This window comes from Bacillus paralicheniformis (assembly GCF_002993925.1).
GTDB lineage: Bacteria > Bacillota > Bacilli > Bacillales > Bacillaceae > Bacillus > Bacillus paralicheniformis.
In genome coordinates, this window is sequence record NZ_CP023665.1 from 914958 (window position 1) to 937354 (window position 22397).

Genomic DNA, 22397 nt, shown 5'->3' on the forward strand with positions numbered 1-22397 from the left:
CGGTTCTGCCTTTAGCAGACCGCACTTTTTTATTTAGATTTGGAGTTTGCGCCGCTTCCTTTGGTAAAGGTACAGACCGCTTCCGGATATAAGCAGCAGCAGGCCGAGCATCAGCCAATGATAGGCGTTTGAAGCGGTGTCGGGCAAAAACCCGCCGTTTGAACCATCTGAAGGTTCATTTCCGTCATCTGACCCACCGCTGCCATGACCGCCTGATCCGTCTCCGCCGCTTCCGGCGCCGGGCGAAGCAGGGGGTTCACCGCCGCTGCCGCCATCCGGACCGTCATCATCGCCTGAACCCGGTGGAAGTGAGGGAGACCCGGCATCTTTGTCATTCATCACGGTATACTCGCTGAAATGGTCGACATAGCCTGCAACGGTACGGCCTTTCGTATAGCCGTTTGTCACTTTTGTGAAGCTGTTGTTTTTGCGGTCGACATAATAGACGCTCAAATGTTTGTCAGGAGCCTCGACTTGGAAAAACAGTCCGACAGGTTCTTTAAATGTGCTGACCGTTTTTCCATTCTGCTGAATGTTGAAATCATATACCTTTGTGACCGCCTGTTTGATATTCTTGGCGATTTTGATGCTGATTTTAGTCTTTTCGCTTGCCAGATTAACGGCTGGAAGCTGCATCGCAATGCGATCGTTTTTCAGGGTGATACTTGGATCATCAGTTCTTTCTTTGACAAGGTCAGTCTGTGCTTTTGTCATATTCAGCTTGATGTGGTCTTTTTCTGTGTCAGGGAAATAAGCAATCACCTGATTTGCGTTTTTCGCGTATGTTTCGAACGGTTTTTCCGCAAGCGTCCAAGTGCCGTCTGTCTGACGGTCAGGAAGGAACACTTCTGTGATTCTGTTTTCGATGTTCGGTGAAACAGAATCGTACAAGGCAAGCTGCTCTGTAAAAATGTCGTAATCGGTAAAACCGAGATCGACACCGTTTTTCGCTTCTTTAAAAACGGAATAGCCGTCTCCGCCGCCGCCCATGAAGTTATTTGTAGCCACACGGTAGGTTTTGTCCAAATCGAGCGGAACAGCATCCCCTTTGTCATTGACAAGGTTCACATCAAGGATGCGCTCACCTTTTGGCTTGCTCAGTGTAAATGTGAAGGATAAACCCGCGACATGCGGAAACGCGCCTCCGCCTTCTTCGACTTGGCTCACCCCGTGCTCAAGCGCTTCTTTGATTTGCGCACCCGTCAAATCAGCGGCATAAAGGGTGTTGCCGAACGGCATGACCGTCAGCACATCGCCGAGTGTGATGTCGCCTTTGGCAATACCGCTTCTGATTCCGCCGCCGTTTGTGATGGCGATGTCAGCCCCGCCAGCTTGTTTTGCTTTCTTCAGCATGCCGTCCGCGATAAAATTGCCGAGGTTGGTTTCTTTTGAGCGGACATGCTCGCGTTTTCCGTCAAGCGGGACATCGGCATAGCCTACTTTTTTCTTCTTCAGTTCGTCAATATCTTCTTTAAAGCCGTCAAGCACTTCTTTCGCTGGAGGATCTTCGTCCACTTTGCCGTCAATCGCGATCAAATTGAACCTTGATTGATCCGTTTGAACGACGCCTTTCTCATCAAACACAACATCGACCCGTCCTAAAAACTGCCCGTAGTCTTTCACTTGGGCGACGATTGTCGGTTCTTCGCTCTCCACCACTTTTAAATGATCGACGAGTGTATGCGTATGCCCGCCGATAATCAAATCGATGCCCTTCACTTTTTTGGCCAGCTCCAGATCCCGGTTGTAGCCGAGGTGGGTGAGGGCGATGATTTTGTTGACCTTTTCTTTTTCTTTCAGTTCCTTGACCGTTTTCTCCGCTGACAGATAAGCGTCATGGAACGCAATGTTCGGTCCGGGGCTTGACGTATATGACGTATCTTCCGTCGTCAGGCCGAATACGCCGACTTGCTCGCCATTTACATCAAGCAGAATATAAGGATAGATGCCGCTTTCTTTCTTTTCTCCTGCTGTTAAGAGTGCAGGCTCTTTTTGAAAGCTTCGCAGCTGAGGCTCCTTTGATACATCGACATTGGAGCTGACGATTGGAAAATCGGGCTTTTCCAGCTGGTGTCTGTTTAACGGATCGACGGCCGCATTGTTTCCGCTCAGAAAGTCTGCGAGCACTTTCGGCCCTTTATCAAATTCATGGTTGCCGAAGGTCATGGCGTCATAGCCCATCATGTTCATCAGCTTCAAATCGGCGAGTCCGTTCCATTTTGTAAAATACAAGTCACCGGAAAAGACATCGCCGGCATCGAGCAGCACATTGTTTTCTGCTTCACTGCGGATTTCTTTCACTTTGGCAGCGCGCCTTGCCGCTTCATCAAGGTGGGCGTGCGTGTCGTTCGTGTGCATGACTGTTAACGTCCAGTTTCCATTATCAACCGGAGGCTCTGTACCTTCAAAGTTCAGCTTATAGACGCCATATCCGCTGTTTTCGGATTCTCTGACAAAATCGATGTCCTTCGCTTTTTCAGCAAACGGTTTGGCGAGGAGAGAAGATTCGAATGTCACATCGGCTCCTTTAATCGGAGCGATCGACCAGTTGTTATCGGCGGCAGGATTGACCGTTTTCTTTTCCATGATGTAGTTCATGAGCACCTGCCTGTTTTCATCAGCCGCCGCATAAACGACTTTGTCCTGCGTCAGATGCGGGAATCCGCCGCCCCCGGACGCGCGGTAATTATTTGTGACCACAAGGAATTCCTGATCGTCGCGGACGGCTTTTCCGTTGTAAGACAACTGTTTGACGCGGTTGGCCTGCGGATTTTTCACCCCGCCTGACGCATTGTATTTTGCCGGTTGTGTGACATCGATCTGGTAGGTCACACCGTCAATGACATCGAAATTATACGACCTGAAATCGGGGTTGAGGAGCGCCTGTTCACCCGATTTTGAAGGGTCGATCTGGTTGAACTGCCCGGCCGACATTTCGATCCAGTCCTTCACTTCGCTTCCCGTCAGCTTGACGATATAGAGCGTATTGTCGTACAAATACAAATCGCCGATGTTTTTGATCGCAAGGTTTCCTGCTTTAATGTTTGTATAATAATCAGCACCGTTACGCCCTCCTGCTTTAAATGGCGCGCCCGCTGATAAAATCGGCAGGTTTTCGTATTCCGTTCCCTTCATGACATCTTCCGCATACCATTTTTGTGCGTCTGTGACAATCTGAATCGAAGGATCGTCTTTTACTTGTGCGAAAAAGCTGTTAATATCAGCTTCCGTTTGGCCAACCGGCGCGCGGACGTATTCAAGCGTTTTTTCGTGTGTGTCTTTAATCGTGGAAACGACGGTTTCGTGTCGTGACGTCACATTTCCGGCAATCGCTTCCGTTTTTGCGCTGGCATCTTTCACTGTCCATTTGCTGCCGTCCTGTTCAAGCTGCATATCGATGATTCCTAAATGGCTGCCCCAGTTTTTCGGCATGACGACAGGGATGCCGTTGATCGTTCCTTTTTGATTGTCGATCACGCCATTTCCTGGATAGTCGGTACCGGGGAACAGACCGTGCTGGTGTCCGGAGATGATCGCATCTATTCCTTCCGTCTTGAGAGCCAGGTCATATACGGCGTTTTCTGCTCCCGCCGCCTGTCCGCCATTTTCAATTCCGGAGTGGGCGATCGCAATGATCACGTCGGCGCCTTCTTGCTTCATTTTCGGAATCGTTTGTTTCGCTGATTCGGTGATGTCCTGCACCGTGATTTTGCCGTCCAGATGCTTTTTATCCCATGTTAAAATCTGCGGCGGAACGAAGCCGATGTAGCCGACTTTAAGCTGGTGCTTTTGGCCGCTTTCATCCGTCAGCGTCCGCTCTTCAATATGATATGGCGTATATTTGTTCTTTCCGTCCGATGTTTTTATATTGGCATTGACAATGGGAAATTCGGCGCCTTTTATCGTGCCGTCAAGGAATTCAAGGCCATAGTTGAATTCGTGGTTTCCGAGCGTGCCGGCGTCATAGTGCAGTTTGTTCATGACATCAATGATCGGGTGTGTTTTCGTTCCGGAGATAATTGCTTCACGTTCATGTTTGAAGATATATTCCCCTAGAGGGTTCCCTTGAATTAAGTCGCCGTTGTCGACAAGAATCGTGTTCGGATTCCGGCTCCGGTGCTTTTCGATCAGCTGAGCCGTGCGGGCCAGTCCGAATTCTGCCGTTTCTTTGTCGGCATAGTAGTCATAGTCCATGATATGGGCGTGGATATCTGTCGTACCCAGGATGCTGAGGTTGATCAGCGGGTGTTCATTTGGTTCTTCTGCATATGTCTGGGTGTTTGGAATGAGTAAACTGAGTATCATCACTGAGGTTAGCAGAATACGGAGAATGTTTTTCCTTGAAAACCGTCTTTTCTGTATTCCCACCATTTCTCCACCTTTCAGATTAGAGTAACAATTTCTATTGTAAGAACTTTTTGTAAAGTTTTGTAGAACTTTCGTTGCGAATATTGTAAACACTCAGAAAATGATTCCAAAGTCTGTCCCTGTCTGCCGGGTGACTTAGGTACTTTGTCGCGAGGAACGTGCGGATGTTTTATTTAGTGTGGCAGGGGGAAATGGATTTATGTAGACAGAAGCTTTTGGGAGGGTGAGCAATATGAGCAAAAACATTGCAGTTGTTCTGACAGATTACTTTGAGGATTCGGAGTATACCGAGCCTGCGAAAGCGTTCAAAGACGCCGGGCACCAGCTTACGGTTATTGAAAAAGAGAAAGGCAAAACGCTGAAAGGCAAGCAAGGCGAGGCGCAAGTGGAAACAGATGCGTCCATTGATGAAGTCAGCCCGGCTGATTTTGACGCGCTGTTGATTCCGGGCGGATTTTCGCCGGATATTCTCAGAGCCGACCAGCGTTTCGTATCGTTTGCGAAATCCTTTATGGATGACAAAAAACCGGTGTTTGCGATCTGCCACGGCCCGCAGCTTTTAATCACCGCCAAGGCTCTGGACGGACGCAGTGCAACAGGCTACACATCGATTCAAGTCGATTTGGAAAACGCCGGGGTTCAATTTAAGGACGAGGAAGTTGTCGTCTGCCAGAACCAGCTTGTTACAAGCCGGACGCCTGACGACATCCCTGCGTTTACACGCGAATCTTTGAAGCTGCTCGGCTAATGAAAAAGACCGGAATAGATTTCCGGTCTTTTTTATGTTTATTTTCGGAGTGCAGCCAGTTCCTCTGCGATTGCCTGCATTTCGCTCGGACTGAAAGATTTCTTTTTCATCACCATTTTGTGCAGGTATTCAAGATCTTCAAGCTTTTCATTGCTGAAGGCTTCAGCTTTGATGACGCCGATGTTCAGCATGTTTAGTTTTTGCGAGATCTCTTCGATCATTTTGTTCAGCTCGGCTGTTTTCTGCTCTGACAAGAAGGCACATCCTTTCTCACTGATTTTGTAGTCTTTATTGTAACAGAATTAAGCGAGAAGAAAAGGACGGCTGTCAAAAAGCATCTCCGGTTTAAACGGATACGCTGTTTTGCTTTTCCGCTTTTTCGGCTTTGATTTTGGCAAGGATCTGTTTGGACTCATAGATGACAATCCCTGTCAAACCGAGCAGGCCGATCAGGTTCGGTATCGCCATCAGACCGTTCAGCATATCGGCGAGCGCCCAGACAAAGTCATTTTTAAAGACCGCTCCGAAAAAGACGGCGATCACAAAGATGACACGGTAGACGATCGCATATTTTTCATTCAGCAGGTAGGTGAAGCATTTCTCTCCGTAGTACGACCAGCCCAAAATCGTCGAATAAGCGAACAGCAGCAGTCCGATCGCAACGATTGTCGATCCCGCAGGGCCGAGAAAATGTGCGAATGTCATCGATGTCAGCGCATCGTTTTTTTCTGTCAGATACATGTTTCCCATGACAATCGATATCCCCGTAATCGAGCAGACAATCAATGTGTCGATGAAAACCTGGGTCATAGAGACAAGCGCTTGGCGAGCCGGCATATCAGTTTTTGCCGCGGCTGCCGCGATCGGCGCCGAGCCGAGCCCTGCTTCATTTGAAAATACGCCCCGCGCCACGCCCCAGCGGATCACGGTTCCGATCGCGCCTCCTGCCACGGCCTGGCCGGTAAACGCGTCAGAAAAAATTAAACCAACCGCGCCTGGGACAAGTTCAAAGTTTGTGACAAGAATGATCAACCCGGCGATGACATAAAATAAAGCCATGATCGGCACGAACAGCGAGGTGACTTTGCCGATGCTTTTAATCCCACCGAGAATAACAAGTGCTGTAAAAATCGTGACAATGATGCCGGTTACCCAGGCAGGCACAGAAAATGTGGAGCTCATGACTCCGGATACAGAATTTGACTGAACCATATTGCCTATTCCGAAAGCGGCAAGCGCCCCGAATATGGCAAATAACACACCAAGCCACTTTTGCTTGAGGCCGTGTTCCAAATAATACATCGGGCCGCCTGACATTTCGCCGTTTTTGTCTTTCACGCGGAATCTGACAGCAAGCACCGCTTCGGCATATTTCGTCGCCATTCCGAAAAAGGCGGCGAGCCACATCCAAAACACGGCGCCAGGCCCTCCGGCAATGACAGCTGAGGCGACACCGACGATATTCCCGGTACCGACCGTAGCGGCAAGGGCAGTCATCAACGCCTGAAAGTGGGAAATATCGCCTTCGGAGGATTTATCCTGACGTCTTGAAAAGGCAAGCTTTAATGAGTAAGGCAAAAGTCTGATCTGCAAAAAAGCCAGCCTGAAAGTCAAATAAATACCTGTTCCAACAATGAGGATCAAAAGCGGAGGTCCCCATAAAAAACCGTTCATTGTATCTACAATATGTGAAATAAAATCCATAGGCGAAATATCCCCCTTTAATTTTGTGTCTAACTAGAATATTCTGAAAGTTTGTTAGATTTGTCAATAGCATTGTCATCTTTTCTTCCCAAAGTTGAAAAAAACAAAAAAATCTTTAGTATAAAAGCAAAAGTGTTTTTTCTTTCTGAAATGTGGGGAAAGAATAGAGGAGGCTCTTGTTTGATGATCAAAGTGCTATTTGTCTGCCTCGGCAATATTTGCCGCTCTCCGATGGCAGAAGCTGTATTTAACGACATGCTCAAAAAAAGCGGACTGGAGGACCGAATTGAAGCCGATTCGGCGGGGACGGGGAACTGGCATGTCGGAAAACCGCCTCATGAAGGCACACGGTCGCTGCTATCTGCAAAAAAGATAAGCTGCGAAGGCCTTTACGCGAGGCAGATTACCGACAAAGACCCGGAAGCGTTCGATTATATCATCGCGATGGATGCCGAAAACGCTGGCCATGTGAGAAGCCTTGCCGGCTACGGGAGCAAAGCCGTCATCCGGAGGCTGCTCGACTATGTCGAGGACTGTGAGACGGCAGATGTTCCTGATCCATACTACACCGGGAACTTTGATGAGGTGTACGAACTCGTCGCGAAAGGATGCAGCGAATTGCTAAAGGACATTCGAAAAGAACACAAATTATAAAAAAACGAAGGGAGAGATTTTTTATGAAAAACGACCGCGTTTTCATCAGAAATATCCTCCTCGGCGCTTCGGTCGGGGCGGTTATGTCACTGCTGCACAAACCGACCAGAGAAGCGTGCGGCGCAAAGCTTGACGCGTGCAAAAACAAAGTCCGCCTTTACCGCGCAAATCCCGGAATGTTCACCGAATGCGTGAAAGAAAAAATGGACGAAGCCAAAAAACTGACCGCTTCCATATCGGACGATTTAAGCTTCTTAAATCAACAGATGAAAGAACTGAAAGAGACGACGCCAAAAGTGATCGGTCTGATCGAGGAAACGAGGGATCACTTCACAGCTAAATCCAAAGGGCGTACGGAGCCGGAAAAAGAATGAGCTTTTTGAAAGAGCTGGCTTGGCGTTTTTTCCTTCATGAAGGGCCGAGCAAATCGGCGGAACTTGCCTACTTTTTCCTGCTGTCCCTGTTTCCGTTTATGATTTTCCTATTGACTTTGATCGGCTACCTGCCTGTCAAAACGGGCGATGTCATCGGGCTGATTGAACAGTATGCTCCAGAAGACACGATGTCCGTTATTGAAGAGACGCTCAATACAGGAAACAGGGGCCTGCTTTCTTTCGGGATCATCGCGGCGCTCTGGTCTGCGTCAAACGGATTGAACGCGATTGTCAGGGCCTTTAATCATGCTTATGAAGTGGAGGAAAACCGCTCATTCATCATGGTTCGGCTGACATCACTCCTCCTGACCGCCGCGATGGTTTTCACCATATTGGTCGCGCTTCTTCTTCCGGTATTCGGGAGGGCCATCGGCCATTTCATCGCCAATCTGGACGGTACGCCGGAAATGTTTCTAGCGGCATGGTCAGCACTCCGCTGGGGAATCAGCCCGCTTGTGCTGCTGATCGTCTTTACGGCTTTATACTTTTTTGCCCCGAATAAGCGGCTGTCATTTAAATTCGTGCTTCCGGGAGCCGTTGCAGCGACAGCCGGCTGGATCCTCGTCAGCATGCTGTTTTCATACTACGTCAGTGAATTTGCAAACTACAGCGCAACATACGGAAGCCTCGGCGGCATCATCGTCCTGATGATCTGGTTTTATTTAAGCGGAATGATGATTATTCTTGGAGGGGAGATCAATGCCCTTTTACATAAACGTAAAATCATTCCTGAAGAAAATCCGCGGAAATGAGCAATCTATAAAAGAACGTTTCATGAGTTCAAAAGCGGAGGGATCATCATGACAAAACACACGAAAAAAGGCGGCAGCCATAATAAACAAAATTCAAAGCAAAGTTCGAAAAACAAAACGAGCGGAAGCGCCAACGGACAAAACGGATATCATTAAAACTGCCTGACGTTTTCGAAAAGGCCGGCTGCCTATAGTAAGCAGCCGGCCTTTTTTACATTGGCGCCGCCTCAGATTGTTCGAGAGCGCCGTTTTTCTTCGTTTTGCCAAAGAGCACCCCGATCCAGATCAACACCATCACGATTGTAATCAAATAAAACAGATTGCTGTTATGAAATGTCTGCATATACCAGCCGCCGGCAACCGGGCCGAAAATGCTTCCGAAGCTGAAGGTGATTCCGCACATCAAGTTTCCGGCCGGGAGAAGGCGTTTTGGAAGCAGGTCGGCCATAAAGCTGATGCCGAGTGAAAAAGTTGATCCAACAGCCATTCCGGCTATGAAAAAACATGCCGCAAGCAAGGGGACGGAATCGGAAAAGCCCGCCGCAAAGAAGCAGCCTGCCCCGACAGCCAATATGACAAGGAGCACATTTCGTCTTCCATACTTGTCGCTCAACACGCCGAGCGGATACTGAAAGACGATGCTTCCGATCGCAAAAGCCGGAAGAATAATTGATAGGCCTTCGACGGAAATGCCCGAGCGGAGAGCGTAGACGGGAAAATTGCCGTTCAGGGCGGTTTCCAAAAAGCCGTAGCCGAATGTCGGCAAAAACGCGACCCATCCTAGCAGAAAGGCTTGGACGAAGCGCTTCAAGCTGTTATCGCTGCGGCTTTCAGAGCCGCTTTTCTCAGGAAAATCGTTTTGAAGGCAAAAAATAAACAGCCACGCCAGCAGGCTGAATGCACCTGAGACGATAAACGGCAATGACGGGGCAATGTTGACAAGCGGCGTTAAAAAAGGACCGGCAGCAAATCCCAAACCAAACGAAAGGCCGTACAAAGAGATATTGCGGCCGCGGTTTTTTTCAGACGATAATGTGGTCACCCAAGTTTGCGTTGAAAAGTGCAGCATATGATCCCCGATTCCAATCAAGAGCCGTAAAAAGAACCAGACGATAAACGACTGAATAAAAACAAAGGCGAACAAACTCGCGCAGACCATCACCCCGCCGATGACGATCAGCGGTTTAAAACCGAGCCTGCGAAGCGGTGCTTCCATAAACGGCGAAGCGATCAGGACGCCGATGTAGAGGCCTGTCGCATGTAGACCGTTCAGCGCAGCCGAATGGCCTTCCTGTTCGAAAATAACAGAGATGACAGGAAGGAGCATCCCTTGCGAAAAACCTGATATACTGACAATCAAAACGAGAATGAAAAAGTGAAATCTAGTCATCGGCCGATTCTCCTTATCCGTAATCCTTCTTTGATCGTACAACTTTCACAAGTTTTTAGGCAAGGCGATTTTTCTTTTTCTGTCAAAAGAGGTGTGAATCATGGAAATCGTGTGGAATCAGAACGGCTTTGAGGCTGATCTGGAATATGGAAAGCTTAAGATATCAGGCAATGAAGAAGCAGGATTCAGGCCTTATCAATTGCTGGCCGCTTCGATTGCGGCATGCAGCGGAACCGTTCTTCATAACATATTGGAAAAGAAAAGGATACAGCTGAAAGATATGACCATCGAGACAAAAGAAGAACGCATTTCCGAAGAGGCGGGCCGCATCAAAAGCATCCATCTTCACTTCATATTGAAGGGAGAAAACCTCGGTGCAGAACAAATTCAAAAGGCGCTGAAAGTAGCGATGAAAAATTGTGCCATGGTGAGATCTGTTGAAAACAGCATCAAGATCATCGAAACATTTCAGATTCGCTGATGTTTAAAAACCTGCGTCAATGCGGAATAGATCAGTATGCTGTATATAAACTGAAAAGTTCGCACAAAAATAACCTACACCAAAAAAGAAAAGAGGAATGAAAAATGGGCCGTTTTTTCTTTTGGATGATGGCTGCGGGAGTTCCCCTTTCTGTCGCAGGGAGCATGTTGCATTGGCCGCAGGTTTTATTGTTCATCATATACTGCCTGACGATTATCGCGCTTGCAAGCTATATGGGAAGAGCCACCGAAAGCCTTGCGATTATTGCGGGTCCGAGGATCGGGGGCCTTTTAAATGCGACGTTCGGAAACGCCGTTGAGCTGATCATTTCGATCTTCGCGTTGCGGGAAGGACTGACCGGCATTGTGCTCGCATCGCTGACAGGATCTGTCCTCGGCAACCTTCTCCTGGTCGCCGGCCTGTCGTTTTTCATCGGGGGCCTGAAATATAAGCGCCAGGAATTCAACGTGTATGATGCGAGACACAATTCAGGTTTGCTCATGTTCGCGGTGATTGTCGCTTTCGTCATCCCTGAAGTATTTTCAGCCGAAATGACAGAGCCGAGGAAGCTGTCGATGAGCGTCGGCATCAGCATCATCATGATTTTGCTTTACCTGGCAGCGCTTTATTTCAAGCTTGTCAGCCACCGCGGGGTTTACCAGACGAATCAAAATGAGCGGGAAGAATCGCATGAAGAACCGGAATGGTCGGGAAAGAGGGCAACATTGATTTTATTTTTGGCGACCGTTGCCGTTGCCTACATTTCCGAGCACCTCGTCCACACATTTGATACGGTGGCCGAACAATTCGGCTGGTCGGAGCTTTTCATCGGGGTCATCATTGTCGCGATCGTCGGAAACGCGGCAGAGCATGCTTCCGCCGTCATTATGGCCTATAAGGACAAAATGGATGTCGCAGTTGAAATTGCGATCGGATCAACGCTGCAGATCGCGATGTTTGTCGCACCCGTTCTTGTGATCAGCTCTTTGTTTTTTCCAGTGAGCATGCCGCTCGTCTTTACCTTGCCGGAACTCGTCGCCATGGCTTCCGCCGTCCTTTTGATGATCGTCATTTCAAACGACGGGGATACGAACTGGTTTGAGGGCGCGACATTGCTGGCTGCTTATATCATCATGGGAATCGGTTTTTTCCTTCTTTAAAAAAATGGGGATAAACGGAGAGCATCCGGAAAACAATAAGGGAAAAGAAACAGAAAGAGTGATAGTATGAAAAAGCTTTTGTGTTTTACGCTAACTGCGTTTTTATCCTTTAGTTTTTTCGCTGTACAGGAAGCTGATGCAGCCAAGCCGATCAAGATTCCAAGCTCTGTCACGAATATTTCCAAAGAGAACACATACCCTAACGCCTCCCAGGATCAGCCGAGGCTGCAGCCGAGCGAACTGGCTGAAGAGCTGCTGAAAACAACCGATATCGCGATTGAAAATCCGCATCTCATCAAAATGCTGAATGAGTCAAGCATTTCCGGCACACCGCTGGCAATCGGCTACAGAGCGACGATCTATTTGGGCAGATGGGCGCTCGGGTATACCTCGAATGAAACCGTTGCGAACTGGGAATACCGCAAAATCAACACAAACCGCTTTGACAACCGGGGCGGGAAAGCACCTGCCGAACTCACGTATTCCCAGGAACAGACGAGCAAAATCAAAGGCGGCTTAACAGCGAAAGTCCCGAAAGCGGACGATGTCAAAAACATGATGATGCTTGAAGCCATGGAAAAAACAAAGCTGCCGCTCGCCTTTGAAACAGTCGTCGGCGCCGGCACAAAACGCGATCAGATTTATAAAGTGCAGCCGAAAAAGCTGGGGAATTTACACGCCTATGCACCTGCCGTCAATGAAAAAGGGAAGGTCACCTACGGTGAAGTGTACATTGTATTAAAAGGCAACAAAAGAAAGCTGGTCGTCAAAAATATCACCTCGCAAGGAATCGGCGCCTGGATTCCTGTACAGGATCACCTCACATTCGGCTTTCAGCTCAGCCATCAGCCGAAATAAAAAAGCAAGCCTTTTGCGGCTTGCTTTCAGCGTGTCGAGAAACCCTCGCATTCGTTGTCAGGCCTGCGCGTCGGTGCTCACGAATTCCAACATTCGCTTCGCTCCGATGCTCGGCCTTCCTAGACTGCAAGGGTTTTCAATCACGCTGAAAGGATGACAAAATCCCAAAACAAAAAGTCGTTTTGGGATTTTGTCAACAATCTGAAAGCAAGCCTTTTGCGGCTTGCTTTTTCATACTCTTGCTGTTCTGGAAGTAAAATCAACATCTTGATAATAGCTGTTTTTGACGAGCACATTCGGCCCGAGGCATCGGACGTGCGGGCAGTGGCAGTTGAGCTCCTTGGCAAGCTCTGTTTTTCTCCACTTCGCATAGGCGCTTGGCAGGCTGTCGGTTTGAATGTTGCCGAGCGGCGGAGTATCTCCGAAATCGGTCACGATGATATTGCCGTCAAAAATATTGACGTTCAGGCGCGATCTGCCGTCAGGGTCGTTTCTGACCGTGACATTTTTCGCTTCGCGCAGCCGCTGTAAAAGAGCGTGGTCTTCAGGATCAGGGCTGCACGCGTAAAACGGCAGGGTGCCGAACAGCATCCACGTATTTTCGTCGCGAATGTCAAGAAGGCGGTGGATCGCTTTCCTCATGTCTTGTAAGCTTAAAGATTCAAGCGCGCTTGCAAAATCGCTCGGATACATCGGGTGAACCTCATGGCGCTGGCATTTCATGTCTTCGACAATTTGCCGGTGAATATGCTCGATGTGAGGAAGCGTCCGTTTGTTGAGCATCGTCTCGGCGGAGACCATAACCCCTTCATCAACAAGCGTCCGGCTGTTTTCGATCATTTTTTCGAAATAGCGCGCCCGCTGGGCAAACGTCGGCTTTTTATCCATCATGGCGAAGCCGATTTCTGCAAAGTCTTCGACTGTTCCCCAGTTGTGGGAAATATGAAGCACATCAAGGTAGGGGATGATCAGCTCGTAGCGCCCGATATCGAGCGTCAAGTTTGAGTTGATCTGCGTCCGCACGCCGCGTTCATGAGCGTATTTTAATAAAGGAACGACATATTCCTTTACGGATTTTAATGAAAGCATCGGCTCGCCGCCCGTAATGCTTAAAGAACGAAGGCGGGGAATCTCATCAAGCCGTTTCAACAGAAGGCTGACGGGCAGCGCGTCCGGGTCCTTCGTCTGGAGCGTATACCCGACGGCGCAGTGCTCGCAGCGCATATTGCAAAGAGTCGTCGTCGTAAATTCAACGTTCGTCAGCTGTACATCTCCATATTGGTCAACGTCCATGTAGGCTTCCCACGGATCATATTCCGGGGTAATCGGACGAACCTGCGTTTTTTCTGTCATGACATATCTAACTCCTTTATGATAGGACATACTAATATAGCCCAACTATTCATTTTAGACCTGATCCTTGAGGCGTGCAAGTCATGGATGATTGAAAAAAGGCCGTTTATAGGCTACGATAAAGGAACAAAAGGAGGAGAATCATGGGTAACGCAGTACATGACAAAGAACAGCAAGTCAATTATTTAAAAAACAGATTGGATATGTTTATGTCAGTCATCGATTCTTTAGACCCGGAATCGACCGACCTTGAAGATATTGACAGACTGATCAGCATGCTCGACGACTTGGAAGCCAAATACGAGCGCTTTAAAAAAGACTGGAAATAAAACCGCCGCATTCTTTGCCGCGGTTTTTTTGTTTTCCAAGTGTTGCTTGGTATGAAAAGCCCAGCCCTTCTGCACAATAAGAAAAAATAAAACTGGGAGCGAGAAGATGATGAAACGATTCTATGCCTTATGCTGCGGATTCCTGCTGATGCTGGCCTTCAGCGGCAATGCTGAAGCGATTTCCAACAAGGCGATCCATTGGGGCTTTTCAAAAAGCAAAAACCATCAGCCGGCAGATGCGGGACAAGAGCTGAACAGCCTTTTGCAGCAGTACGACGCCTTTTATTTGGGCAACACAAAGGAAAAAACGATCTATCTGACCTTTGATAACGGCTATGAAAATGGCTACACCCCTAAGGTGCTTGATGTTCTGAAAAAACAAAACGTCAAAGCTGCCTTTTTTGTAACGGGCCATTTTGTCAAAGATCAGCCGGAGCTGATCAAGCGAATGGCCGAGGAAGGACATATCATCGGGAATCATTCCTATCACCATCCGGATCTCACGACGAAAACAAGCCGCGTGATACAAGAGGAATTGGAATCGGTCGATGAGGAGGTTTACAAAATCACAGGCGAAAAAAACAACCTCTACCTGAGGCCGCCTCGGGGCGTTTTCAGCGAGCGGGTGCTTGAAGAAACGAAAAAGCTCGGTTATCAAACGGTATTCTGGTCTGTTGCTTTTGTCGATTGGAAAATCAATGCCCAAAAAGGGTGGCGCTATGCGTACGACAATATGATGAAACAGGCCCATCCCGGCGCCGTCTATTTACTTCACACCGTCTCGAAAGACAATGCCGAAGCGCTTGATCAGGCGATCACCGACTTAAAAAAAGAAGGCTATACATTTAAAAGCCTTGATGACCTGATGTTTGAAAAATCTATGATGCTAAAGCCCTTTTGAAAGAAATGCCCCGGACGCTGAGACGGGGTTTTTGCTTTGAGCGGAAAAGTTGATGGTTCAGGCTCTTTTATTTCCCCTAGTCAATTCCATAGAATAAAAATCCATTCTATATACATATATTACTAGATTTAAAAAGAAAATAGGTATATCATTGATAGTGAAGGGGGAATTACCATGTCAAAATTAGTAAAATCAGTCACATCGCCTAAAAAATTTATTACAGGAAAACGACTCCTTGAGAACTTGAACGATTACATTGAAGATTATGGTGATCACGCATATATCATTTGCGATGAATTCATTTTGGAACGCGCCCAAAAAGAAGCGGGGAATTCGATTCAGAAAGCCGGCAATCAAGCTGTTTTTGAAAAATTCAATTACGAATGCACACAGGAAGAAATCGATCGTAACCGGGAGCTTGCACGCAATGCAGGCGCTAATATCATCGTTGGGATCGGCGGGGGAAAAACGCTTGATACAGCAAAGGCCACCGCTTATTACGAGAAGCTGCCGGTTGTGATTTTCCCGACAATTGCTTCAACAGATGCTCCATGTACGGCCCTTGCTGTCATTTATAAACATGACGGATCGTTTGACCGATATCTGTTTTTGCCGACGAACCCAGATGTCGTTCTCGCGGATTCTGACATTTTGGCATCCGCGCCGCCGCGCTTTTTCGCAGCCGGTATCGGAGACGCCTTGGCGACGTATTTTGAAGCGCGCGCCTGCTTTAAAGCAAACGGCGACAACCTCGTGCTGATGAAGCCTTCAACAACTGGATTGGGACTTGCCCGCCTTTGCTATGATACGCTATTGGAAAACGGCGTAAAAGCGATGCAGGCGATCAAGCATGGCGTTTCTACACGAGCCGTTGAAGACACAATAGAAGCGACCATCTATTTAAGCGGCGTCGGCGCCGAATCAGGCGGTCTTGCCGCCGCACATGCGATCCACAATGGAATGACAGCCGTTCCTTCTCTGCACAGAGCTCAGCACGGCGAAAAAGTCACGTTCGGCCTTTTGGCACAGCTCGTTCTTGAAAACGCGCCGGCCGAAGAGCTGGAGACCGTCATTGACTTTATCAAAGGCGTCGGTCTGCCGTTGACATTAAAAGACCTCGGAGTCGACGAATTTATCGAAGAAGAATGGCGCCAAGTCGCTCAAAGCGCTTGCGCAGAAGGCGACACAATGGGCAACATGCCGTTCCCAGTCACCCCTGACGATGTCTACAATGCGATCGTCGCCGCCAACGCGATTGCAGAATCTTATCGCGATTAATAGACGAAAAGCCGCTTCCGTGAAGGAGCGGCTTTTTTCTTTGAGGTTTGTCTATTAGTTTGTGAAGCGGCTGTTTGCAGTTCGTTTTTTCTGTATACCTTTTACTTCTAAACCTTCTCTTCCATGTAATATTTTTAAAAGTTTCCAAAAGCGTGCTGCTTGACTCGAGTGAAGTCGCTCATTTCACCACTTCAACCTTCATCCTCGGCTCTTCTTCTATCCCTGATTCATACACATCCTCATTTCCCGGTGCCTTAAAGGTGACGCTGTACGTCTCTTGTGAATGCGGAGACAGTTCCAGCTCTTCCGGCTGAAAGTCAAATTCGCTCGTTATATCAGGGATGAGCTGGATGCGTTCGGTCTTTTTTCCGTAATTGTTCACTTTCACCTCACAGTCCATGTTTCCTTCCTCCATATCGCTCTGATAGCTGCAAGTACTTCTCTTTTTCATATATTCCACGGCATCATCGCCTTGTGCATTCCATTTTTGAAAGAGCAGCAGCTGTTCTGTGACCAGCGGGTAAAATACTGAAATGCCGATAATAAACAAAAACAGCTTAAAGCGGATCCACGGTACTTCATAATAATGGCGCCACGCCATAATGAAGCCGATGATGAGCATCAACATGCAGATCAGAACCACTAAATTGCGGACAGGCAGTCTGAAAAAGTTCGAAAGCGCGTCTGCAGCAGACACGCTTTGATGATTTTCGGCGCTAATCAACAAGCCGAGAACGATCAAGAAGATGCCAACAAGCCCTGTATGTACCTTCATTTCTTTCCCCCCTCAGTTATAGAAATAGTCGAATAGAGAGGAAAAAGGTTTCCGGTTTTACTTGAAAATGTCAAACCATCCTTTATGCCGGAACCAGAAGATCATGCCGGCGACAACGGCTCCCATCATGACGAGGATGAAAAAATAGCCGTAGCGCCAATGCAGTTCAGGCATGTTGTCAAAGTTCATGCCGTACACTCCGGCGATAAAGGTGAGCGGAATAAAAATCGTTGAAACGATCGTCAGCGTCATCATAATGGCGTTCATCCGGTTGGAGTTGAGCGTCTGGTAGCTGTCCCTTAAATCGGCGGTCATGTCGCGGTTGTTTTCGACGATTTCGGTCAGCTTCAAGAGGTGGTCGTAAATGTCGCTGTAATACGCTTTTCGTTCGCGGTTTTCTTTTGAGATTTCAATGTTTAAAATCCGGTAAAGCAAATCCCGCATCGGAATGATTGTTTTCCTAAGCTTTAGAAGGTCGCTCCGGATATCAAACACTTCATTCATCAGCGTTCCATACGTTTTTCTGCTGTCGCTTTCAGCAATTTCATTGAGGCGGTCTTCTATTTTATAAAGAATCGGGAAATATTCGTCCACAAGCAGATCCATGACCATATAGGCGATATGGCTCGGTCCTTTTTTCCACAACTCGCTGTTTTCCGAAAGCTGTCTTCTTACTTTTTCAATACCGTCTGAACGATGAAAGTGAAATGTGACGATAAAATCTTTTCCAACGAATAAGTCAACTTCTTCAGACGCCAGCGTCCTTTGATTCAACGCGTGTATGACGAAAAAAAGATATTCTTCGTATTGATCAAGCTTCGGACGCTGCAAATGATGAACGCAGTCCTCAACTGCTAAAGGGTGAAAGTGAAAATGGCTTTTGAGTAAAGAGACTTCTTCATCCGAAGGCTGATCGAAGTCCGTCCAGTACCACTCAATATCTTGATCTGTCAGCCTTTCTGCTTTGATGTCGGTAGATAAAAGTTTTCCGTCCTTTGTCATCGCAAAATGTTTAATCATCGGCACCCCTCCGCTTCCATAGGATGCTGCGATGCCCTGTGATTCATTCGGTGAAAAAATAAAATGTTGTTCTTTTTTAAGAGAATTTGAAACATGGTATACTGTGGACAAAGAAGAAAAAGGGATGGGAAGCGATGTGGAAGGAAACTGTAAGCGTATCACCGCCGTATCATTTTGACCGCGTCTTGGACAGGCTTTCGCTTGATCCGCTCAATGCGGTCAACCTCGACAAAAGGGAGGTCAAGCTGCCGCTCCGCAATCAAAACAAAGAGCCCCGGATTGTCGCTGTGCAGGCGACGGGAACTGTCGAAGCCCCGGCGTTTGCCGTCAGCGGTACAGACGATCGAGACGACATGATGAAAGAAGTGAAACGGATCTTCAGATGGGAGGAAAATCTTCAGCCTGTACTGGATCACTTTTCACAATCAAGCTTGTCATCAATTTTCGCAGAGCATGCCGGAACGCCGCTGGTGCTCGATTTTCATTTGTATCATTGCTTGATGAAATGCATGATCCACCAGCAGCTTAATCTGTCTTTTGCTTATACGCTCACGGAGCGGTTCGTTCACACTTTTGGAGAGCAAAAGGACGGGGTCTGGTTTTATCCGCTTCCCGAAACGATTGCACAGCTCGACTATAACGACTTGCGCGAACTTCAATTCAGCATGCGGAAGGCTGAATACGTCATCGATACATCAAGGATGATCGCAGACGGCCGTTTAAATCTTGATGAGCTTGATCAATTATCAGATGAAGACATTATGGAAAAGCTGGTGAAAATCAGAGGCATCGGCCCGTGGACCGTCCAAAACGTTCTGCTGTTCGGACTCGGCCGACCCAATCTGTTTCCGGCCGCCGATATCGGCATCCAAAATGCCATCAAACGCCATTTTGGCTTAAACGATAAACCGACAAAAGAACAAATGCTTGAAATGAGCAAAGAATGGCACCCTTATTTAAGCTATGCTTCCTTGTATTTATGGAGGAGCATTGAGTAGAAATGGAGAGAACATCAGTGAAACGTGACAAAAAAGGATCATCAGCAGAATTAAAAGTCGGACAGCAATTTCCGCTGACGATCAAGCGCCTCGGCATCAATGGCGAAGGCGTCGGCTACTTCAAGAAAAAAGTCGTCTTCGTCCCCGGCGCACTGCCGGGTGAAGAAGTCGTCGTCGAGGCGACAAAGGTTCATCCGAAATTTTCCGAAGGGCGGGTCAAAAAGGTGCGCAAGCGTTCAGAGCACCGCGTCAAGCCGCCCTGCATCATCTATGAGCAATGCGGGGGCTGCCAGCTCCAGCATCTGGCTTATGAAGAGCAGCTGAAAGGAAAACGGGACATCGTCATTCAATCGCTCGAACGGCACACCCGTTTTGACATCGGCAAAATGGACATCAGGCCGACGATCGGCATGGAAAACCCTTGGCACTACCGGAATAAAAGCCAGTTTCAACTCGGGCTTTCGAAAAATGGAAAGATGGTAGCAGGGCTGTACGGCCTTGACTCACACCGGCTTGTCCCGATTACGGAATGCATCGTTCAGCATCCGGCGACGAACAAAACGACACAAACCGTCAAGCAGATTCTTGAAGACTTCGGCATTTCCGTCTACAACGAACGGAAGCGAACGGGCGACGTCCGCACGATCGTGACGAGGGTCGGCTTTGAGACGGGGGAAGTGCAGGTTGTCATTGTCACGTCAAAAGAAGACCTGCCGCGCAAGGAGCTCATTGCAGAAGAAATCAAAAAGCGTCTGCCTGAAGTGACATCCGTAATTCAAAACGTCAACAAAGCCAAGACATCGGTTATCTTCGGCGATGATACAAGGCTCCTAGCCGGCAATATGGTCATTCAGGAATTTCTCGGCGAGGTTACGTTTGAGCTGAGCGCCCGCGCTTTTTTTCAGCTTAATCCGATCCAGACGGTCAAGCTGTATGACGAAGTGAAAAAAGCGGCGAAACTGAGCGGGCGCGAAAAAGTCGTCGATGCCTACTGCGGCGTCGGCACAATCGGAATGTGGATCGCCGACGGAGCAAAAGAAATCCGCGGCATGGACGTTATCAAAGAATCGATCGATGACGCCAACCAAAATGCCAAAAAGCACGGAATTGATAATGCGCGTTATGTCACAGGAACGGCGGAGCACTGGCTGCCGAAATGGACTAAAGAAGGCTTCAGGCCTGACGTCGTCATCGTCGATCCGCCAAGAACTGGCTGTGACCGCACCTTCCTTGATACGATCAGGCAGGTTAAGCCGAAGCGGTTCGTTTATGTCTCATGCAATCCGTCAACACTTGCGAAAGATTTGCAGTACTTAGCGAAGGATTACCATGTCGAATACATTCAGCCTGTCGATATGTTTCCGCAGACGGCGCACGTCGAATCGGTCGTATCGCTGAAGCTGAAATAAAACGCCTTTTTAAAGGCGTTTTTTAGCGGAACCAAAAGGGGGGACATATGATGAAAAGACTCTGCATCATCCCGTGCGGGGCGAAGAAAATCTGGGATGTCGATCCGGGCATCGGCCCGTCCGCCGCAAAGGATGTCTATCTGAGTCCGTTTCATCGGGCGTGCGGCGCATATGCGCAGACGTTTTTTGCGGATTGGGTGATTCTTTCAGCAAAACACGGTTTTTTAAAACCGGAAGATATCGTTCCTGAAAACTATGATGTCACATTCGGGATGGACCACCCGGAGATTATGGCGGATGATGAGCTGAAGGCGCAAGGTGAACGGAAAAACTTGATGGATTATGACGAAATCGTTATGCTCGGCGGGAAAAAATACAGGCCTGTTTTGAGGAACGTGTTTGGCAGCCGCCAGCAGATCACTTACCCGCTGGCGGGCTATCGGGGAATCGGCTATATGCTGCAGGCGCTGAAGCGGGCTGTCGATGAAGGCCGGGAGCTTAGTGAACCTGAAAACAACTGAAGAGAAAGTGAGTTTTTTAAAATCGCTGGCGGGTTTGCCTAAATAAGGGCAGGGCATGATCTGGAAGGCATTTGTTTGGCGGCTGGGATATCCGGAGGCAAAATGAAATATTCATTTTTGCCTCTTTTTTTATGCAATTTTTTGTAACAAAAAGAGGTTCAGCGGTACTAATAAGTGAATGGAAAAATAGCGGCAGCCCAGCCGGGGAGGGGCTTTATGAAGCTTGAGGAAGTCTACAAGAGTATTCAGCCTTCCGTTTATGCCTTTTTCTACGTTAAGACATTTCATAAAGAAACAGCGGAAGATTTAACACAGGAAGTATTTTATCAGGCTGTGAAAGGCTATCATACATTTTCGGGAAAGTCGACAATCAAAACATGGGTGTTTGCGATTGCTAAAAATGTGTTGAAAAAACACTTTCGTTCAGGAGCGTCAAAAGCCGGGACAAACATGATATTTCAGCATGAGGAAGCGGCTTGCTTATCTCCTGAAGAACACCTTCTGAAAACCGAGAAAGAGCGGCGGCTTCTCGAGGAAATCAACCGGCTTGATGAGGCTTCAAAGGAAATTGTCACCCTCCGTATCTACGGAGAATTATCATTTAAAGAAATCGGCATGCTCACAGGCAAAACCGAAAACTATGCCAGGGTCGGGTTTCACAGAGCAAAGCTCAAGCTACAGCAAGAAATGGAGGGCTATGATGAAGGATAAGGAACGCAGTGTATTCAAAGATTTGCTTCCTTTATACCATGAGGGGCTGTTAAGCAAAGAGTCGGCTGAATGGATTGAGGAAGCGGCCGAAAACGATGAAGAGCTTCAAAAGCTTTTGAAGATGACGGAGGCCGAGCTTCCGAAGGAACATATCGAATCGACTGTTCATGAAAGTCAAATGTTTAAAAAAATCAATCGGAAGCTCTCCTTGTACCAATTGATGTTTACAGCCATTTCGTTTTTTCTCGCGATTCACACATCCCTGTTAAATGAGAGCTTCGGCTTTATTTTGTGGTACGCCGTGCTTGGGCTTGCGGTGTACTTGTTTTACCGGGATATGAAACTTGTGATTCTCCTCTCCTTTGCGCCGATTTTCATTTGGGGGATGGGGGATATTCTGGCCGGCTGGGATGCAGCCGACGGTACAGGGGTTGTGGAGCACCTGCTGTATTCTGTCTTTGGCGCTTTCATGCTTGCTGTTATTCACTGTTTTTTCGCCGCGGCCGGGATGATGATCGGATGGCTGTTCTTAAAGCTGAAAGAAAGTAGTTGA

At 48.0% G+C, this 22397-nt stretch carries 22 protein-coding genes; 15 read left to right on the forward strand and 7 right to left on the reverse strand.

Annotation, left to right across the window (positions count from 1 at the left end):
- Window positions 1-33 precede the first annotated feature (33 nt).
- A complete protein-coding gene (locus CP943_RS04585; protein WP_105980812.1) occupies window positions 34-4371 on the reverse strand; it encodes a multifunctional 2',3'-cyclic-nucleotide 2'-phosphodiesterase/3'-nucleotidase/5'-nucleotidase in 4338 nt (1445 codons plus the stop codon).
- Between the two features lie 229 nt (window positions 4372-4600).
- Here CP943_RS04585 and CP943_RS04590 point away from each other — a divergent pair, with 229 nt between their 5' ends.
- Window positions 4601-5116 carry a type 1 glutamine amidotransferase domain-containing protein gene (locus CP943_RS04590; protein ID WP_020450564.1) on the forward strand — a complete coding sequence of 172 codons (516 nt, stop codon included), beginning with the start codon at window positions 4601-4603 and terminating at the stop codon, window positions 5114-5116.
- A gap of 38 nt (window positions 5117-5154) precedes the next feature.
- On the opposite strand, the gene CP943_RS04595 is transcribed toward CP943_RS04590, so the two are convergent.
- The gene (locus tag CP943_RS04595; protein WP_031304963.1) at window positions 5155-5337 is read right to left on the reverse strand and encodes a DUF1128 domain-containing protein; all 183 of its coding nucleotides are present in this window, start codon (window positions 5335-5337) and stop codon (window positions 5155-5157) included.
- A gap of 124 nt (window positions 5338-5461) precedes the next feature.
- Window positions 5462-6820 (reverse strand): alanine/glycine:cation symporter family protein, encoded by a 1359-nt coding sequence (locus CP943_RS04600; RefSeq protein ID WP_023855866.1) that lies wholly within the window; start codon window positions 6818-6820, stop codon window positions 5462-5464.
- 183 nt (window positions 6821-7003) lie between these two features.
- Here CP943_RS04600 and CP943_RS04605 point away from each other — a divergent pair, with 183 nt between their 5' ends.
- Genes CP943_RS04605 through CP943_RS04615 form a run of 3 tightly spaced genes read left to right on the forward strand, consistent with a single transcriptional unit; the run spans window position 7004 to window position 8660 of the window.
- Entirely contained in the window at window positions 7004-7474 is a 471-nt protein-coding gene (locus CP943_RS04605) for a low molecular weight protein-tyrosine-phosphatase (RefSeq protein ID WP_025810251.1), read from the forward strand.
- 23 nt (window positions 7475-7497) lie between these two features.
- On the forward strand, window positions 7498-7848 hold the full coding sequence (locus CP943_RS04610) for a hypothetical protein (protein ID WP_020450568.1): 351 nt from the start codon (window positions 7498-7500) through the stop codon (window positions 7846-7848).
- Entirely contained in the window at window positions 7845-8660 is an 816-nt protein-coding gene (locus CP943_RS04615) for a YihY/virulence factor BrkB family protein (protein ID WP_020450569.1), read from the forward strand. Before CP943_RS04610 ends, CP943_RS04615 begins: the two co-directional genes overlap by 4 nt.
- A gap of 211 nt (window positions 8661-8871) precedes the next feature.
- Here CP943_RS04615 and CP943_RS04620 read toward each other — a convergent pair whose 3' ends face one another.
- Entirely contained in the window at window positions 8872-10050 is a 1179-nt protein-coding gene (locus CP943_RS04620) for an MFS transporter (protein ID WP_020450570.1), read from the reverse strand.
- 100 nt (window positions 10051-10150) lie between these two features.
- Between CP943_RS04620 and CP943_RS04625 the strand changes: the two genes are divergently transcribed.
- The 3 genes from CP943_RS04625 (at window position 10151) to CP943_RS04635 (ending at window position 12549) form a co-directional block, all read left to right on the forward strand.
- Window positions 10151-10531: an OsmC family protein gene (locus CP943_RS04625; RefSeq protein WP_020450571.1), complete on the forward strand. Its 381-nt coding sequence runs from the start codon at window positions 10151-10153 to the stop codon at window positions 10529-10531.
- Between the two features lie 104 nt (window positions 10532-10635).
- Window positions 10636-11691, forward strand: a complete 1056-nt coding sequence (gene cax, locus CP943_RS04630) for a calcium/proton exchanger (protein ID WP_020450572.1) — start codon at window positions 10636-10638, stop codon at window positions 11689-11691.
- A 66-nt stretch (window positions 11692-11757) separates the two neighbouring features.
- Entirely contained in the window at window positions 11758-12549 is a 792-nt protein-coding gene (locus tag CP943_RS04635) for a YfkD famly protein (protein ID WP_020450573.1), read from the forward strand.
- 231 nt (window positions 12550-12780) lie between these two features.
- Here the strand turns inward: CP943_RS04635 and yfkAB are convergent, their stop codons facing one another.
- Window positions 12781-13902, reverse strand: a complete 1122-nt coding sequence (gene yfkAB / locus CP943_RS04640; RefSeq protein WP_079289344.1) for a radical SAM/CxCxxxxC motif protein YfkAB — start codon at window positions 13900-13902, stop codon at window positions 12781-12783.
- Between the two features lie 143 nt (window positions 13903-14045).
- Here yfkAB and CP943_RS04645 point away from each other — a divergent pair, with 143 nt between their 5' ends.
- From CP943_RS04645 to CP943_RS04655, 3 genes are all read left to right on the forward strand, one after another.
- Window positions 14046-14231: an SE1561 family protein gene (locus CP943_RS04645; RefSeq protein WP_003179806.1), complete on the forward strand. Its 186-nt coding sequence runs from the start codon at window positions 14046-14048 to the stop codon at window positions 14229-14231.
- 109 nt (window positions 14232-14340) lie between these two features.
- The gene (pdaA, locus tag CP943_RS04650) at window positions 14341-15132 is read left to right on the forward strand and encodes a delta-lactam-biosynthetic de-N-acetylase (protein ID WP_031304965.1); all 792 of its coding nucleotides are present in this window, start codon (window positions 14341-14343) and stop codon (window positions 15130-15132) included.
- A gap of 174 nt (window positions 15133-15306) precedes the next feature.
- Window positions 15307-16410, forward strand: a complete 1104-nt coding sequence (locus CP943_RS04655; RefSeq protein WP_023855873.1) for a glycerol dehydrogenase — start codon at window positions 15307-15309, stop codon at window positions 16408-16410.
- A gap of 178 nt (window positions 16411-16588) precedes the next feature.
- Here the strand turns inward: CP943_RS04655 and CP943_RS04660 are convergent, their stop codons facing one another.
- Both CP943_RS04660 and corA read right to left on the reverse strand, forming a co-directional pair.
- Window positions 16589-17185: a hypothetical protein gene (locus CP943_RS04660; RefSeq protein ID WP_105980813.1), complete on the reverse strand. Its 597-nt coding sequence runs from the start codon at window positions 17183-17185 to the stop codon at window positions 16589-16591.
- Window positions 17186-17242: 57 nt separating this feature from the next.
- Window positions 17243-18205 carry a magnesium/cobalt transporter CorA gene (gene corA, locus CP943_RS04665; protein WP_095293047.1) on the reverse strand — a complete coding sequence of 321 codons (963 nt, stop codon included), beginning with the start codon at window positions 18203-18205 and terminating at the stop codon, window positions 17243-17245.
- A gap of 134 nt (window positions 18206-18339) precedes the next feature.
- Between corA and CP943_RS04670 the strand changes: the two genes are divergently transcribed.
- From CP943_RS04670 to CP943_RS04690, 5 genes are all read left to right on the forward strand, one after another.
- Window positions 18340-19203, forward strand: coding sequence for a DNA-3-methyladenine glycosylase family protein (locus CP943_RS04670; RefSeq protein WP_025810236.1), 864 nt, complete (start codon window positions 18340-18342; stop codon window positions 19201-19203).
- A gap of 2 nt (window positions 19204-19205) precedes the next feature.
- A complete protein-coding gene (gene rlmD / locus CP943_RS04675; RefSeq protein WP_206761258.1) occupies window positions 19206-20612 on the forward strand; it encodes a 23S rRNA (uracil(1939)-C(5))-methyltransferase RlmD in 1407 nt (468 codons plus the stop codon).
- Window positions 20613-20662: 50 nt separating this feature from the next.
- Window positions 20663-21133 carry a DUF6884 domain-containing protein gene (locus tag CP943_RS04680; RefSeq protein WP_026580647.1) on the forward strand — a complete coding sequence of 157 codons (471 nt, stop codon included), beginning with the start codon at window positions 20663-20665 and terminating at the stop codon, window positions 21131-21133.
- 216 nt (window positions 21134-21349) lie between these two features.
- The gene (locus CP943_RS04685; protein ID WP_035339189.1) at window positions 21350-21844 is read left to right on the forward strand and encodes an RNA polymerase sigma factor; all 495 of its coding nucleotides are present in this window, start codon (window positions 21350-21352) and stop codon (window positions 21842-21844) included.
- Window positions 21831-22397, forward strand: coding sequence for a hypothetical protein (locus tag CP943_RS04690; RefSeq protein ID WP_231006255.1), 567 nt, complete (start codon window positions 21831-21833; stop codon window positions 22395-22397). The genes CP943_RS04685 and CP943_RS04690 overlap by 14 nt, the downstream gene beginning before the upstream one ends.